The 15,706-nt window shown below is 71.1% G+C and carries 11 protein-coding genes; 5 read left to right on the forward strand and 6 right to left on the reverse strand.

Annotation, left to right across the window (positions count from 1 at the left end):
- The first annotated feature begins 21 nt into the window (after window positions 1–21).
- On the forward strand, window positions 22–3,339 hold the full coding sequence (locus tag LADH09A_RS10625) for a ThuA domain-containing protein (RefSeq protein ID WP_238644705.1): 3,318 nt from the start codon (window positions 22–24) through the stop codon (window positions 3,337–3,339).
- A gap of 70 nt (window positions 3,340–3,409) precedes the next feature.
- Here LADH09A_RS10625 and LADH09A_RS10630 read toward each other — a convergent pair whose 3' ends face one another.
- Window positions 3,410–4,528 (reverse strand): GuaB3 family IMP dehydrogenase-related protein, encoded by a 1,119-nt coding sequence (locus tag LADH09A_RS10630; RefSeq protein ID WP_238644706.1) that lies wholly within the window; start codon window positions 4,526–4,528, stop codon window positions 3,410–3,412.
- Window positions 4,529–4,558: 30 nt separating this feature from the next.
- On the reverse strand, window positions 4,559–6,121 hold the full coding sequence (guaB, locus tag LADH09A_RS10635) for an IMP dehydrogenase (RefSeq protein ID WP_238644707.1): 1,563 nt from the start codon (window positions 6,119–6,121) through the stop codon (window positions 4,559–4,561).
- 185 nt (window positions 6,122–6,306) lie between these two features.
- Between guaB and LADH09A_RS10640 the strand changes: the two genes are divergently transcribed.
- Complete coding sequence (locus LADH09A_RS10640; protein ID WP_238644708.1) at window positions 6,307–6,726, forward strand: DUF5319 domain-containing protein; 420 nt, start codon at window positions 6,307–6,309, stop codon at window positions 6,724–6,726.
- Window positions 6,727–7,057: 331 nt separating this feature from the next.
- Here the strand turns inward: LADH09A_RS10640 and LADH09A_RS10645 are convergent, their stop codons facing one another.
- The gene (locus LADH09A_RS10645) at window positions 7,058–7,876 is read right to left on the reverse strand and encodes a helix-turn-helix transcriptional regulator (protein WP_238644709.1); all 819 of its coding nucleotides are present in this window, start codon (window positions 7,874–7,876) and stop codon (window positions 7,058–7,060) included.
- Window positions 7,877–8,129: 253 nt separating this feature from the next.
- Here LADH09A_RS10645 and LADH09A_RS10650 point away from each other — a divergent pair, with 253 nt between their 5' ends.
- Both LADH09A_RS10650 and LADH09A_RS10655 read left to right on the forward strand, forming a co-directional pair.
- A complete protein-coding gene (locus tag LADH09A_RS10650; RefSeq protein ID WP_238644710.1) occupies window positions 8,130–8,513 on the forward strand; it encodes a WhiB family transcriptional regulator in 384 nt (127 codons plus the stop codon).
- A gap of 832 nt (window positions 8,514–9,345) precedes the next feature.
- Complete coding sequence (locus LADH09A_RS10655) at window positions 9,346–9,906, forward strand: hypothetical protein (protein WP_238644711.1); 561 nt, start codon at window positions 9,346–9,348, stop codon at window positions 9,904–9,906.
- Window positions 9,907–10,329: 423 nt separating this feature from the next.
- Here the strand turns inward: LADH09A_RS10655 and LADH09A_RS32065 are convergent, their stop codons facing one another.
- The 3 genes from LADH09A_RS32065 to groES all read right to left on the reverse strand — a co-directional run bounded on the left by LADH09A_RS32065 (window position 10,330) and on the right by groES (window position 14,240).
- Window positions 10,330–12,096: a molybdopterin-dependent oxidoreductase gene (locus LADH09A_RS32065; protein ID WP_238644712.1), complete on the reverse strand. Its 1,767-nt coding sequence runs from the start codon at window positions 12,094–12,096 to the stop codon at window positions 10,330–10,332.
- Window positions 12,097–12,220: 124 nt separating this feature from the next.
- Window positions 12,221–13,861: a chaperonin GroEL gene (gene groL, locus LADH09A_RS10665; protein ID WP_238644713.1), complete on the reverse strand. Its 1,641-nt coding sequence runs from the start codon at window positions 13,859–13,861 to the stop codon at window positions 12,221–12,223.
- 70 nt (window positions 13,862–13,931) lie between these two features.
- Window positions 13,932–14,240: a co-chaperone GroES gene (gene groES, locus LADH09A_RS10670; protein ID WP_007465101.1), complete on the reverse strand. Its 309-nt coding sequence runs from the start codon at window positions 14,238–14,240 to the stop codon at window positions 13,932–13,934.
- Window positions 14,241–14,505: 265 nt separating this feature from the next.
- On the opposite strand from groES, the gene LADH09A_RS10675 reads away from it, so the two are divergent.
- On the forward strand, window positions 14,506–15,702 hold the full coding sequence (locus LADH09A_RS10675; RefSeq protein WP_238644714.1) for a THUMP-like domain-containing protein: 1,197 nt from the start codon (window positions 14,506–14,508) through the stop codon (window positions 15,700–15,702).
- The last annotated feature ends 4 nt before the right edge of the window (window positions 15,703–15,706 follow it).

Raw genomic sequence — 15,706 nt, forward strand, 5'->3', positions numbered from 1 at the left:
TGCCGACCACCGGAGGAACCGATGCCCCGACCGACCGGACGACGATGGCTCGCCGTCGCCGCTGGACTGATCCTCACCGTTCCCCTCGCCTCCGCCGTTCCCGCGACCGCCGCACCGACCGACGACGTGGCTCCGACCGCGCCGGCCGTCGTGGAGAACGGACCGGCCGCGCTGCGCTCCACCGCCCGCGCCCCCCAGAGCTACCGGGTGCTGGTGTTCACCAAGACGGCCGGTGAGCGCCGCGCGTCCATCCCCGACGGTGTCGAGACCATCCGACAGCTGGCTCGGGCGAACGACTTCACCGTCACCGTGAGCCGGGACGCCAGCGCGTTCACCGCCGTCGAGCTGGCTAACTACCGCGCGGTGGTCTTCCTCAACACCACCGGCGACGTGCTCAACGCCAGCCAGGAGGCGGCGTTCGAGGCGTACGTCAAGGCCGGCGGCGGTTACGTGGGCGTGCACGCCGCCGCGGAGACCGAGCCGGACTGGGCCTTCTACCAGGACCTGGTCGGCGCGAAGGTGGCTGGCGCCTCACCGGCCGTCCGCGGTGTGGTGGACGTGGCCGACCGGGCCCACCCGGCCACCGAGACGTTGCCGCGCACCCTCACCCTCACCGAGGAGTGGTACAACTTCAGCCGCAACGTCCGGGGCTCCGCGCACGTGCTGGCCACCGTGGACGAGAAGACCTACACCGGTGGTGCCATGGGGTACGACCACCCGGTCACCTGGTGCAAGGACCACCAGGGCGGGCGCTCCTTCTACACCGGCCTCGGGCACAGCATCGAGACGTACCGCTCGGCGAAGTTCCGTGAGCACCTGCTCGGCGGCATCCAGTGGTCCGCCGGCGTGGTCGAGGGCGACTGCGGTGCCACGGTGCTCGGCAACTACGAGAAGGTGACCCTCAACGACGACCCGGGCGAGCCGATGTCGCTGGCCGTGCTCCCGGATGGTCGGGTGCTGCACAACACCCGCGGCGGCGAGGTGCGGCTCTACGACCCCGCCACCGGCGCCAGCCCCGTGATCAGCACCGTCGACGTGTACCAGCACGACGAGGACGGCCTCCAGTCGGTGGCGATCGACCCGGACTTCGCGACCAACAAGTGGGTCTACATCTACTACGCGCCGAAGCTCAACACCCCGGTCGACGACCCGGCCACCCCGGGCGTCAACGAGGGCGACGCGCCGGCCACGTCGACCGACCCGACCGTCTGGGACAAGTTCAAGGGCTACAACCAGCTCTCCCGGGTCAAGCTGGTGGACTCGCCCACCCCGCACCTGGACATGAGCACCGAGCAGCAGATCCTCCGGGTCGACGTGGACCGCGGCATCTGCTGCCACGTGGCCGGCGAGATCAAGTTCGACGGCAAGGGGCTGCTCTACCTGATCACCGGGGACGACACCAACGCCGGCGGCTCCGACGGCTACACCCCGATCAACGAGTCGCCGACCCAGGGCCCCGGCTACGACGCGCAGCGCTCGTCGGCCAACACCAACGACCTGCGGGGCAAGCTGCTGCGGATCAAGGTCCGGGCCAATGGGACGTACGCCATCCCGAACGGCAACCTCTTCCCCGAGGCGCAGGACACCGCCGCCAAGACACGGCCGGAGATCTTCCTGATGGGGCTACGCAACCCCTTCCGGTACGACGTGGACGCCAAGGGCATGGTCTACGTCGGCGACTACTCGCCGGACTCCCGCGTACCCAGCGCCACCCGAGGACCGGACGGCACCGGCCGCTGGTTCGCCACCAACAAGGCCGGCAACTACGGCTGGCCGTACTGCTACTCGCCGAGCCTGCCGTACATCGACTTCGACTTCGTGACGCGAACTTCCGGTGCGCCGTTCAACTGCGGCGCCCCGGTCAACAACTCTCCGCGCAACACCGGCCTGCGGGTGCTGCCGAAGGTCGAGCAGCCACAGTTCTGGTACACGTTCGACGCGCGCACCCCCTGTGCCGGGTCGTACCTGGAGACCCCTGCGGCCGGCTGTGACTTCACGTGGCCGGTCATCGGCACCGGTGGCATCGGCCCGATGGGTGGACCGATCTACTCGTACGACCCGGCGTCGACCTCGGAGGTGAAGTTCCCCGAGTACTACCAGAACGCGGTGGTGTTCGGCGAGTTCACCCGGGACAAGATCTTCATGATGCGCACCGACGGCCGGGGCACCCTGACCGGCGTCGAGCAGTTCCTGCCCGGCGTTGTCTTCGACAACCCGATGGACATGGAGTTCGGCCCGGACGGCTCTCTCTACCTGCTGGAGTACGGTGACGGCTTCTTCCGGGCCAACCCGGACGCGCAACTGTCGGTGATCCGGTACGTCAAGGGCAAGCGGTCACCGGTGGCGAAACTCGACGCCACCCCGACCTCGGGTACGGCACCGCTGACCGTACGGTTCTCCTCTGCCGGCAGCTACGACCCGGATCCGGGCGAGTCCATCTCGTACGCCTGGGACTTCACCAGCGACGGCACTGTCGACTCGGCCGACCCGGCCGCGTCGTTCACCTACACGGCCAACGGGACGTACACCGCCAAGCTGACGGTGACGGACTCCAGCGGAAAGACGGCCGTGCTCACCAAGGAGATCGTGGTCGGTAACACCGCGCCCACGGTGACCGTCACCTCCCCGGTGTCCGGCAGCTTCTTCACCTGGGGGGAGAGTGTGCCGTTCACGGTCACGGTGACCGACCCGGAGGACGGGCCGGTGGACTGCTCGCGGGTGACCGTGACCTTCGTCCTCGGCCACGACAGCCACGGCCACCCGGACAGCTCGACCACCGGCTGCACCGGCACCCTCACCACCCCGGCCGACGGCGGTGACCACGCCGGCGGGTACCTGTACGGCGGGATCAGCGCGTCGTACACCGACCTGGGTGGTGGCGGCCAGGCTCCGATCACCGCAGTCGGCCAGGCGATCATCCAGACGCCCCGGCAGCAGGCCGAGAACGCCCAGGTACGGCAGGGGGTCGAGGTGGCCACCACCGGCGACACCGGAGGCGGGCAGCACGTCAACGCGATCGACCCGGGCGACCACATCGCCTTCGACCCGATCAACCTCGGCGGGGTGTCCACCGTGACGCTGCGCCACTCCGGCGGCTCGGCCGCCACCGCCGACACCCCACGGGCGGCGGTGGAGCTGCGACTCGACTCGCCGACCGGCCCGATCGTCGCCACGGCGACCCTGAACGCGACCACCGGCAACGCGGCCTTCACCAGCACCGCGGTGCCGGTGGACCAGCCGGCCGGGGCGCACCGGCTCTACCTGGTCTACCGCGCCGTGCCCGGCGGCCCGACCAGCGGCCTGGGGAATCTGAACTGGGTGGAGTTCACCGAGGGCTGACCCGCCCGATACGACGGAGGCCGGCCCCGCAGCACAGCGGGGCCGGCCTTCCGGCGTCTGACGAAAAGGGTCAGCGGTCGAGGACCAGGCCGACCTTCTGGAACTCCTTCAGGTCGCGGTAACCGCACTTGGCCATCGCCCGACGCAGCCCACCGAACAGGTTGAGCTGGCCGTCGGCCTCGTCGGCCGGGCCGAAGAGCAGCTCCTCCATCGACCCGAGCGGCTCACCGGCAACCTCGAACGAGCCCCGAGGCAGCGACGGGTGGCTCGCCGCCGAGTGCCACCAGGCACCACCGGCGGGCGCCTCCTCGCAGAGCGACAGCGGCTCACCGAGCATCACCGCGTCCGCACCGCAGCCGAGCGCCTTGGCGATGTCGCCCGAGGTCTGGATGTCACCGTCGGCGATCAGGTGCACGTACCGGCCACCGGTCTCGTCGAGGTAGTCGCGGCGGGCCGCCGCGGCGTCCGCGATCGCGGAGGCCATCGGCACCCGGATCCCCAGCACCGACTCGGTGGTCGACCACTCGTCGCCACCGATGCCCACGATCACCCCGGCCGCACCGGTGCGCATCAGGTGCAGAGCGGTCTTGTAGTCCGTGCAACCGCCCACGATCACCGGCAGGTCGAGGTCGGCGATGAACTCCTTGAGGTTCAAGGGCTCGTCGGTGGTCGACACGTGCTCGGCCGAGACGATGGTGCCCTGGATGACGAGGATGTCCACCCCGGCGTCCAGGATCACCGGGGCCAGCGCCAGGGTGTGCTGCGGGGAGACCCGCACCGCCACCGTGCCGCCACCGGCGCGCAGCTCACGAACCCGCTCGGCGATCAGGTCCGGGCGGATCGGCTCGGCGTACACCTCCTGGAGCCGCTTGGTGGCGCGGGCGTCCTCGTCGAGGCCGGCCAGCTCCTCCAGCACCTTGGTCGGGTTCTCGTAGCGGGTCCAGAGCCCCTCGACGTTGAGCACGCCGAGGCCGCCGAGCTGGCCGAGCCGCACCGCCGACGCCGGGCTCATGGTGGCGTCGGAGGGGTGACCGACGCACGGGATACCGAACGGGTACGCGTCGAGCTGCCAGGAGGTGGAGACGTCGTCGACGTCCCTGGTCCGGCGGCTCGGCACGATGGCGATGTCGTCCAGGTGGTAGCCGCGCTGCGCGGTCTTGCCCAGCCCGATCTCGACCACGTCACGCATGGGGGACTCCAGGTGGTTGGGGGTGGTGGGTCAGCGGGTGTGGTAGTTGGGCGCCTCGACGGTCATCTGGATGTCGTGCGGGTGGCTCTCCTTCAGCCCGGCCGCGGTGATCCGGATGAGCTGGCCCCGGCGGTGCAGATCGGGGATGTTCTCCGCACCGGCGTACCCCATGGCCAGTCGCAACCCGCCGACCAGCTGGTGTGCGACCCGGGAGAGCGGCCCCCGGTAGGGCACCTGACCTTCGACGCCCTCCGGGACCAGCTTGTCGTCGCTGAGCACGTCCTGCTGGAAGTAGCGGTCCTTGCTGTACGACTTGGCCTGACCCCGGGACTGCATCGCGCCGAGCGACCCCATCCCGCGGTAGGTCTTGAACTGCTTGCCGTTGACGAAGATCAGCTCGCCGGGGCTCTCCTCGCAGCCGGCCAGCAGGCTGCCGAGCATCACCGTGTCGGCGCCGGCCACCAGGGCCTTGGCGATGTCACCGGAATATTGGATGCCACCGTCGCCGATCACCGGCACACCGGCCGGGCGGGCGGCCCGGGCCGCCTCCATGATCGCGGTGACCTGCGGCACGCCGACCCCGGCGACGATCCGGGTGGTGCAGATCGCGCCCGGCCCCACGCCCACCTTGACGCCGTCCGCGCCGGCGTCGACCAGCGCCTTCGCACCGGCGTACGTGGCCACGTTGCCGCCCATGATGTCGACCGCGACGTCGGCCTTGAGCCGGCGGACCATGTCCAGCACGGCCCGCTGGTGACCGTGCGCGGTGTCCACGATCAGCACGTCGACGCCCGCGTCGACCAGGGCACGGGCCCGCTTGTACGCGTCCTCGCCGACACCGATGGCGGCGGCGACCCGGAGGCGGCCGGCGTCGTCCTTGCTGGCGTCCGGGTACTGCTCGCTCTTGGTGAAGTCCTTCACGGTGATCAGGCCACGCAGCCGGCCCGACTCGTCGACGATCGGCAGCTTCTCGACCTTGTGCTGGCGCAGCAGCGCGAGAGCGTCGTCCTTGCTCACGCCCACCCGGGCGGTCACCAGCGGGGTGTGGGTCATGATCTCGCGGACCGGGGTGTCCGGCTCGGAGACGAAACGCATGTCGCGGTTGGTGACGATGCCGACCAGCTGGCCGTCGCCGTCCACCACGGGGACGCCGGAGATGCGGTATCGCCCGCACAGCTCGTCGACCTCGCGCAGCGTGTCGTCCGGGCTGGCCGTCACCGGGTTGGTGATCATGCCGGACTCGGAGCGCTTGACCAGGTCGACCTGGAGCGCCTGGTCCTCCAGGGAGAGGTTGCGGTGCAACACGCCGATGCCGCCCTGGCGCGCCATGGCGATCGCCATCCGGGCCTCGGTCACCGTGTCCATCGCGCTGGAGAGCAGCGGAATGGACAACTCGACGTTGCGGGTGAGCTTCGTCCGGGTGTTGACCCGGCTGGGCACCACGTCCGACTCGCCCGGCTGGAGCAGCACATCGTCGAAGGTGAGGCCGAGCGGAACCACCCGCGCGGAGCCGGCCGGCAGCTCGGGCAGGTGGCCGCCCAGGTCGGCGTGCTCGACGCCGGCCGGAAGATCGGTGCTGGGCGAATTTTCCACGATTGCTCCCCTGAGCTGCTCGGATGGGCTTCAGCGAGGTGGCGCGGGCGGGCACCGGAGCGCGCCACGGTGCCGGCACGTCGCCTCATCGTACCCAGTGACCTGGGCGACCCGTCCGTGGCGGCCCGGCCCGGCGCACGGCCGGGGGGCGGACGTCCGCGCCGCGTTGGGTCTACGGTGAAGGGGTGCACGACGAGCCCATCGACCCGTTCAATGGCGACCCGGCCGATCCCACCGCGGGTCTGGATGACCCGGGCGATGACCCGACGCCGGATCCGCTGACCGACGTCGAGCGGCAGGACGTGCTGGAAGACCTCGCCGATCTGGAGATCTACCAGGCCCTGCTGGCCCCGATCGGGGTCCGTGGGCTGGTGATCGAATGCGAGGACTGCCGGGAGCCGCACTACTTCGACTGGGACCTGCTCCGGGGCAACCTGCGCCACCTGCTCAACTCGGGCCGCCCCCGGGTGCACGAGCCCGCGTACGACCCCGACCCGGACCACTACGTGACGTGGGACTACGCCCGTGGCTACGCCGACGGCGTGCACGACACCCTGACCGAGGGCACCGAGGACGAGCCGGGCACCCCGACCGCCACGCAGTGACGACAGCACGCCTTCGGGCGGCCAGGCCGGCTCCGAAGCCTGCCGCCACTATGTGATCGGCGGGGCTGCGCGTACCCCCAGACGGTCGGAGAGCCTGCTGCCACCGCGTGCGCGGTGACACGTGGGTGCCCGAAAGCCTGCCGCCACCGTGACCGTGCGGAGCCAGCACGTACCCAGGCGTCTGAGAGCCTGCCGCCACCGCGTGACGTGCGGAGCAGCGCGTACCTCAGGTGCCGAAAGCCTGCCGCGACCGCGGACCGTGCGGAGCCGCGCGTACCCGGGCGTCTGAGAGCCTGCCGCCACCGCGCGGCCGTGCGGGGCGGCGTGTGCCTCAGGCGACCAGGCCGGCCCGGAAGCCTGCTGCCACCGCATGCGCCCGGTCGCGGGCGCCGAGCTTGCGGAACAACCGGCGAGCGTGCGTCTTGACGGTGTCTTCCGAGACGAACAACTCCCGGCCGATCTCCGCGTTGCTCTTACCCTCGGCCATGCCCAGCAGCACCTGAAGCTCGCGCTCGGTGAGCCCGATCGACGCCCGGGTGGGCCGGGCGTTCGGGGCGGGGCGGGCCGGGTCGTTCTGGTCCGCCGACGACTCGCCGGTCGCCGACTCGGCCTCGTCGTCGCCCCGCTGCACCGGCACCGACGGCATGCCCGCCAACCCTTCGCCGGGCGTCGCCGACCAGCCGGGATCACCGGAGCCACGCGGCGACGGCCCGGAGCGGCCGGAACCGCCCACCGCCGCGGCATCCCGGGCTGGATCGGTGATCCGCTGCCGGTTGGCCCGGCCGGGTGCCGTGAGCAGCAGGAGGGCCTTGGCCACCGCGCTGGTCAGATCGTGGTCGACGTTCTGGATGAGACCCCGGGCGCCGGCGCTGATGGTGGCAGCCGCCGCCTCGGACTCCTCCGTGCCGAGCAGCAGCACCGCGGCCTGCGGGGCGCGAGCCAGAACCCGACGAACAAAGCCGGCGCTGTCCGGCCGGGTGAGGGCCGTGTCGGCCAACACCACGTCGGCCGGTCGCTCGGCCAGCCGCAGCATCACCTCAGGATCGGAGACGGCGGTACGAACGATTGCTGACAACCCCAGCCGCGCGGCAGCAGAAGCAAGGTGCTGGGCCGCGAGTGGTGTCCGAACGCACACAAGGACGGTACGCACTGTGGTCTCCTCTCCGCCAACGAGCAGACCATGACGGGGTCGGCTGGGGAGGGGGTTCCCGGCAATCCTTCGAACTTTTCCGACAGATGGGGCAAAAGCCACAATTTGTAGGACGTTTTCGATCACACACGTGTGAGTCGGCTGCGGCCCGGGTACCGGGAGGTCCAGGCCGGGAACGGTGCGCCTGCGCGGCCCGCCGCCCGGATGCCGGCCACAAGGATTCTCGCGGAGCCGCGCGGGAGGAGGGGTGCTGATGTCGAACGTACGTAGACTGCCCGGACCCATCGTCGATCTCTGGGACTGGCAACGACTCGGTGCCTGCCGAGGGCGGGACAGCGCCCAGTTCTTCCACCCGGACGGCGAGCGCGGCTCCTCCCGACTGCGTCGAGAGTCAGCCGCCAAGTCGGTCTGTCGCGCCTGCCCGGTCCGGGCCGAGTGCGCCGCACACGCGCTGTCGGTCCGTGAGCCGTACGGCGTGTGGGGCGGCTTCAGCGAGTCGGAACGACTGCGACTGCTCGCCGTCGGCTGGGAGGACCTGGCAGACCGCAGGCACGCCCGGGTCGACGTCGCACGGCTGGAGGCCCGACTGGGTCACCCGCACAAGTCGACCGTCCCCGTCCAACGCAACGTCGCCTGACCTGACACGTACCTGACGTCCCCGAAACCGCGCCCCCCGACCGGGGGCGCGGTTTCGACGTCGCCGGCCATTGCGCGCCCGAAGCTCGATTTCCGGTCATGTGACGCAAACGAGGACTCAGATTCGCCTTTGCGAGGTGGCGCGCCCCCGCCCGAGGCCCCACCCTTCACATGATCCACACGGAGTTCATGATGTCGGGGCATCCCAGCGCCTCCGACAGCCCGATATTGGCAAACCCGAGTGGATCATGCCCAGATCGGATGACCTGCGGCCGAATCACTGCGCGGTATGGGAGTTATGCCCTGCATAAGGCGTTGGCCGGGTGTGCCAGTGACCGCCTCCCGCCGTCAGGTGCCTTTGGCCTGTGACCGGTCGCACCCGTGGGTCGGAATGATGGCCGGGGCGGGGTCGTTACACACCCTGATGATCGCAGGACCACCGGCTCACCAGCCCGCCCATGGGGTTGGATCGCTGGTGGCGGGTTGGAATGCCTGCCCCCACCGGATCGTTGAAGCCTTCCGTAAGCGACCGCCCGAGTGCCCTGCCCGATCGGGTGCTGGTGGATGGGCCAACCCCGGAATGACCCTGGCCCCCCGGTCGTTACACATGGACCCGGCGCCACAAGCCCCCGGCTTGTGACCCCGAACCGCGGTGCCCGAGCCCCGGCTCGCAGGCCGCCGACCCCGGCGCCATGAGCCCCCGGCTTGTCAGGCACCGACCTCCCCCCAGACTTTCCTGGTATTGATGCAGCGCCGGACGAGGTGCTCACACCCTGTACCGCCGACCCCCATTGGTGGCCTGGGTGTTTCCTACCCCCGAAGGAGCTACCCCCATGAACACGATCATCCGTAAGAGCATGCTGTCCGTTGCTGGCCTCGCGTTCGCCGGTGGTGTCTTCGCCGGCCCGATCGCCGCGCACGCCAACCCGGTTGATGCCAAGCCCGTCGCTGTCGCGGTGCAGTCGGACGCGCCGAAGCCGCAGGGCGACCAGTCCCGCATCGCGTTGAATGATGAGCAGACCGCGAACGTCAAGGCGATCATCGCCGCGACGAAGAAGGCCGGCCTGCCCGAGCGCGCCGCGGTCATCTCCATCGCCACGAGCCTGCAGGAGTCGAAGCTGGAGAACCTGGGTCACCTCGGCGACGCCAACGACCACGACTCGTTGGGCCTGTTCCAGCAGCGCCCGTCCAGTGGTTGGGGCACCCCGGAGCAGATCACGAACCCGGAGTACTCGACGACGGCGTTCCTCAAGGGCCTCAAGCAGGTCGACGGGTGGCAGGACATGCCCCTGACCGACGCCGCCCAGACCGTCCAGGTCTCCGCGTACCCGGACGCGTACGCCCAGTGGGAGCAGCAGGCCACCGACCTGGTCGCCCAGCACTGGAACAGCTGACCCCCACACCGAACGACCCGACCACTGGCCGGCACCCCACCCCGGGGTGCCGGCCAGCGGCATTTCCCCCACGAACACGAGGAGGCTAAACAAGATCCGGTAGATCTTGGACAGTTACCGTCAGCCCCGAACGGAAACTGTCCAAGATCTGCACTGTCGGGCTCGCGCCGGACGGCCGGAAGCGCCGCGCCGCTCGGCCCACCACACCGACGAGCGCCACACCAGCCCGACGAGCGCCAGACCAACCAGACGAGCGCCACACCAGCCTTTCGAGCGCCACACCAAGACCGACGACCGCGACGCCACCCACCAGACCAGCCCGCCAGCCCGACGAGCGCCACGCCGACGAGCGCCAACTGCCCACCGGGCCGGACCGACAGCGCCCCGACGGCTTCGGCCGGGCGGACCGCCCGGCCGCCCGGGTCAGCGGACGGTGACGGTGACCGTGTGCCAGCCGGTGGCGCCGTCCGGGACGACATCCTGCGTACGCTCGGTCTGGGTTTCGCCGGTCGCGTCCGTCGCCCGGACCTGGAGCCGGTGCTCCCCTGGCGTGGCGTCCCAGCGCCAGGACCACTGCACCCAGGTGTCCACCGACACGGCTGGGGCCAGCTCGGCCTGCTGCCACTCCCCGTCGTCGACGCGTACCTCGACCTGGCGGATACCCCGGTGCTGCGCCCACGCCACACCGGCGATGGTCACCGGCCCCGTGGTCAGCCGGTTACGTGCCCGGGGGGCGTCGATCCTCGACTGAGTCTTGATCGGCCCTTCGACGGACCAGCCGCGCGGGACCCAGTACGCGTCGAAGTCGGCGAACCGGGTCAGCTCCAGCTCGGTCACCCACTTGCAGGCCGACACGTACCCGTAGAGGCCGGGCACCACCATCCGGACCGGGAAGCCGTGCTCGACCGGCAGGGGCTCGCCGTTCATGCCGACCGCCAGCAGCGCGTCCCGCCCGTCGCGCAGCGCGGCGGTGGGGGTGCCGCAGGTCCAGCCGTCGACCGACCGGCCGACGACCTGGTCGGCGTCCGCGTCCGGCTCGACCTCGTCGAGCAGTTCCCGCAGGGGTACGCCGAGCCAGCGGGCGTTGCCGATCAGGTCCCCGCCCACCTCGTTGGAGACGCAGGCCAACGTGACGTACCGCTCGACCAGCGGCCGGGCCAGCAGATCGGCGTAGGTGTAGGTGCGCTCGGTGCCGACCCGTCCGTGGATCCGCAGCCGCCAGCTGTCCGGGTCCACCTGGGGCACCACCAGCGCGGTGTCGATCCGGTAGAACCCGAGGTTGGAGGTGACGTACGGCGCTAGTTGCGCCAGCGAGAGGTCCGCGCCTGCGGGCACGGCCGGTGCGGGGGCGACTGGCGCGGGCAGCCGGATGGCGTCCCGAGCGGCGGACACCCCGCGGCGACCGGCCAGCCAGCGCCCACCGAGACCGGCCACCACGGCCGTGCCGAGCAGCGCCCCGCTGCTGGTGAGGAAGCGCCGCCGTGACTCGGGGTCGACTCCCGCAGCACCAGCCGGCTCGTCCACCGCTGCGGTGTGCCCGCCCGGAACCACCGGCACCGGCACCGCGGGCGACACCGGACCAGCAGGCGACACCGGCGCGGCGGGAGTCACCGGAACCGGCAGACCCTCGGGTGCCGGCGAGGGCGGCTCGGCCCACGACCCCCGCGCCGGGCCCGCAGACGACGCCGGACCAGCAGGCGGCGCCGACACAGTGGGCGGCACGGGCGGCGTGGGCGGCGACCAGGGCCAGGGGTCCAGCTCGAACGGGCCGGCGATGAACAACCAGAGCACCAGGGCGCCGAGACCGGCGCCGACCAGCGACGGCAGCGCGTCGGCGGCGTTCGCACCGGCACGGGTCAGCGCGGCGGCCACGCCGATGACGCCGAACGCGGCGATGCCGGCCAGGCCGAATGCCAGCCGGCGGACCGCCAGCACACCGAACAGCGCCGCGAACCCTCCCAGCAACAGGCCCGTGCCGACCAGCAGCGCGATCTTGTCGGCGGTGCCGAAGAGGTCGATGGCGAATTGCTTCAGCGGCTCGGGTACGGCGTCGACGACCACCCCGCCGACCGCGACCAGCGGCGCCGAGCGGGGACCGGTCAGGACCGCCACCGGTTCGGCGATTCCGATCGCGACGGCGGCGGCGGTGATCCCGGCCAGCGCGGCGTACCGCCGCGACGTGGTGCTCATCGGCCCAGTGTGCGCGATCACCCGGTCCGGTCGCCAACAACGGCGGCGTCGGTAACAGACCCATAAGAAGAGCCGGGGCACACCGCCGTACGACGGTGTGCCCCGGAACGGGTGTCGCTACCGGTCAGAAGCCCGGGCCGTGCTGGTGGCCGTGACCGTGGCCGTGGCCGCCGCCAGCGGCCGGCTCGGCCTGCTCCGGCTTCTCGACCACGAGGCTCTCCGTGGTGAGCAGCAGACCGGCGATCGAGGCGGCGTTGGTGACCGCGTTGCGGGTCACCTTCACCGGGTCGATGATGCCGGCCTTGACCAGGTCCACGTACTCGCCCTTGGCGGCGTCGAGGCCGTTGCCCCACTCCAGGTCGGCGACCTTCTGCGTCACGACGTAGCCGTCGTGACCGGCGTTCTGGGCGATCCAGCGCAGCGGCTCGACGAGCGCCTTGCGCACGACCGAGACACCGACCTTCTCGTCACCGGTGAAGCCCAGGTCGTCGTCGAGGACCGAGCGGATCTGCACCAGGGCGGCGCCGCCGCCGGGCACAGTGCCCTCCTCGACCGCAGCCTTGGTCGCCGCGATGGCGTCCTCGATGCGGTGCTTGCGCTCCTTCATCTCGACCTCGGTGGCCGCGCCAGCCTTGATGACGGCGATGCCACCGGAGAGCTTCGCCAGCCGCTCGGCCAGCTTCTCCCGGTCCCAGTCGGAGTCGGAGGCCTCGATCTCCTTGCGGATCTGGGAGACCCGGTCGGCGACGTCGGCCTTCTGGCCACCGCCGTCGACGATCGTGGTGTTCTCCTTGTCGACCACGACGCGCCGGGCGGTGCCGAGCACCTCCAGGCCGACCTGGTCGATCTTGTAGCCCAGCTCCGGGGCGACAAGCTCGGCGCCCGTGGAGATCGCGATGTCCTGGAGCATCGCCTTGCGCCGGTCACCGAAACCGGGGGCCTTGACCGCGCAGACCTTGAGGGTCTTGCGCAGCGAGTTGACCACCAGGGTGGAGAGCGCCTGGCCGTCCACGTCCTCGGCGATGATCAGCAGGGGCTTGCTGTTCTGCAGGACCTTCTCCAGCAGCGGCAGCAGCTCTTCGATCGCCGAGATCTTCTGGGTGGTGACCAGGATGTACGCGTCCTCGAGGACGGACTCCTGGCTCTCCAGGTCGGTGACGAAGTTCGGCGAGATGAAGCCCTTGTCGAACTGGAGACCCTCGGTCACGTCCAGTTCGGTGGTGAGCATGGAGCCTTCCTCGACGGTGATGACACCGTCGCGGCCGACCCGCTCCATCGCCTCGGCGATCAGGTCGCCGATGGTGGCGTCCTGCGCGGAGATCGTCGCCACGTTCGCGATCGACTCCTTGCTGGTGACCTCGGCGGCACGGCCGAGCAGCGCCTCGGAGACCTTGGCGGCCGCCTGGTCGATGCCCCGCTTGAGGCCGGCCGGGTTGGTCCCGGCGGTCACGTTGCGCAGACCCTCGCGAACCATCGCCTGGGCCAGCACGGTCGCGGTGGTGGTCCCGTCGCCGGCGACGTCGTTGGTCTTGGTCGCCACCTCCTTGACCAGCTGCGCGCCAAGGTTCTCGTACGGGTTGGTGAGCTCGATCTCCTTGGCGATGGTCACACCATCGTTGGTGATCGTCGGCGCACCGAATTTCTTGTCCAGGACGACGTTGCGCCCGCGCGGGCCGAGGGTGACCTTGACCGCGTCCGCGAGGGCGTTGACACCGTGCTCCAGCAGGTGCCGGGCGTCGTCCGAGAAGCTCAGGATCTTCGCCATTTATGTCCCTTCGAAGCGCCATTGCCCCGGCCCGGCGAGCCGGACCGGGGCAGTGGCACTGATCGGTTGCTTACTTCTCGATGACCGCGAGGACGTCGCGGGCGGAGAGCACCAGGTACTCCTCGCCGGCGTACTTGACCTCGGTGCCGCCGTACTTCGAGTAGAGGACGGTGTCGCCGACCTGCACGTCAACCGGAACCCGGTTGCCGTTGTCGTCAACGCGGCCCGGGCCGACAGCGAGGACAGTGCCCTCCTGCGGCTTCTCCTTGGCGGTGTCGGGGATCACGATGCCCGACGCCGTGGTGGTCTCAGCCTCGTTCGCCTGGACCACGATGCGGTCCTCGAGCGGCTTGATCGCAACCTTGGTCGCGGTAGTCACGGGCATACCCTCCTGGGGTACTGGTTTCGTTGCTGGCCGGCGGGGCCGACCAGCGTCAATCTGCCTCATGCCACCGGGCGGGGCCGTCGTCGCGGGTGCCGGTCCGCCTGGCGTGCGCACCCGGGTCGTGAGACCCGGAAGCTGGCACCCTCAGGGTGAGAGTGCTAATCGCAGGTTATTCCGTGGCTAGCACTCCGTCAAGGAGAGTGCCAGCGAGTCGCGCCCCGCCAGCCCGGATTTCCGGGTCTACCCGGAGAATGGCCGGGTGGATCTCGATCAGCTGGCGGCGCTGCGTACCCCCGAGGGGTCGGCCGCGCTCACGGCGGCGGCCGGGCTGGCCGGCGGCGATCCACTGGCCGCGGCGTCGGCCCTGCGCGCGGCCGGGGTGCCGCCGACGCTGGCCGCGGCGGCGCTCACCCAGGCTGAGCTGCGCCACCGGGCGGTCGGCAAGTTCGGCCCGGCAGCCGCGGCGATGTTCCTCACCCGACCCGGTCTGGAGCAGGCCACCCGCCGGGTGGTCGCCGACCGTCGGGCCGCCCGGCTGCACGCGGCCGGCGTGCGCACGCTGGCCGACCTCGGGTGCGGCCTCGGCGCCGACGCGCTGGCCGCCGCCCGCGCCGGCATTCGGGTGTACGGGGTGGAGGCCGACCCGGTGACCGCCGAGATGGCCGCCGCCAACGCCGAGGCGGCCGGGCTTGCCGACCTGTTCACCGTCGAGTGCGGGGATGCCACCGCGTTCGACGTGTCCCGGGTCGACGGGGTCTTCTGCGACCCGGCCCGCCGCACCACCGGCACCGGGCGACGGATCTTCGACCCGCGCGCCTACTCGCCACCGTGGAACTTCGTGACCGGGCTGGCGGAGCGGGTGCCGCGCACGGTGGTGAAGGTGGCGCCGGGCCTGGACCACGGGCTCATTCCGGCGGGCGCGGAGGCGGAGTGGGTCGGTGTCGACGGCGACCTGGTCGAGGCCGCGCTCTGGTGCGGTGCGCTGGCGGAGGTGCCCCGGCGCGCCACCCTCTACCGCCAGCGGGGCATCGAGACTCACCGCCACCAGCTCAGCGGCTCGGGTGCCGACGAGGCGCCGGTCGGGCCGCCGCGCCGCTACCTGTACGACCCGGACCCGGCGGTGGTCCGCGCGCACCTCGTCGCCGAACTCGCCGGCGAACTGGACGCCACCCTCGGCGACCCGAGCATCGCCTACCTCTACGCCGACCACCCGACCCACACCCCGTACGCGCGCTGCCTGGAGATCACCGACGTGTTGCCGTTCTCGCTCAAGCGCCTGCGGACGCTGCTGCGGGAGCGTCGGGTGGGCCGGGTGGAGATCCTCAAGCGAGGTTCGGCGCTCACCCCGGAGCAGCTTCGGCGGGACCTGCGGCTGGCTGGCGGCGAGGCGGCGAGCCTGGTGCTCACCCGGGTCGCCGGCGCACCGACCGTGCTGATCGGTCGGCCGGTCGACTAGCGTC

Source organism: Micromonospora cabrerizensis (assembly GCF_022230955.1).
In the GTDB taxonomy this organism is placed as follows: domain Bacteria; phylum Actinomycetota; class Actinomycetes; order Mycobacteriales; family Micromonosporaceae; genus Micromonospora; species Micromonospora cabrerizensis.

Excerpts from the sequence above, each read along its gene's own strand:
- LADH09A_RS10650 (WP_238644710.1), top strand. The coding sequence starts at position 8,130 with ATGTCGAACGTACGTAGACTGCCCGGACCCATCGTCGATCTCTGGGAC.
- LADH09A_RS10625 (WP_238644705.1), top strand. The coding sequence starts at position 22 with ATGCCCCGACCGACCGGACGACGATGGCTCGCCGTCGCCGCTGGACTG.
- LADH09A_RS10655 (WP_238644711.1), top strand. The coding sequence starts at position 9,346 with ATGAACACGATCATCCGTAAGAGCATGCTGTCCGTTGCTGGCCTCGCG.
- groL (WP_238644713.1), bottom strand. The coding sequence starts at position 13,861 with ATGGCGAAGATCCTGAGCTTCTCGGACGACGCCCGGCACCTGCTGGAG.
- LADH09A_RS32065 (WP_238644712.1), bottom strand. The coding sequence starts at position 12,096 with ATGAGCACCACGTCGCGGCGGTACGCCGCGCTGGCCGGGATCACCGCC.
- LADH09A_RS10630 (WP_238644706.1), bottom strand. The coding sequence starts at position 4,528 with ATGCGTGACGTGGTCGAGATCGGGCTGGGCAAGACCGCGCAGCGCGGC.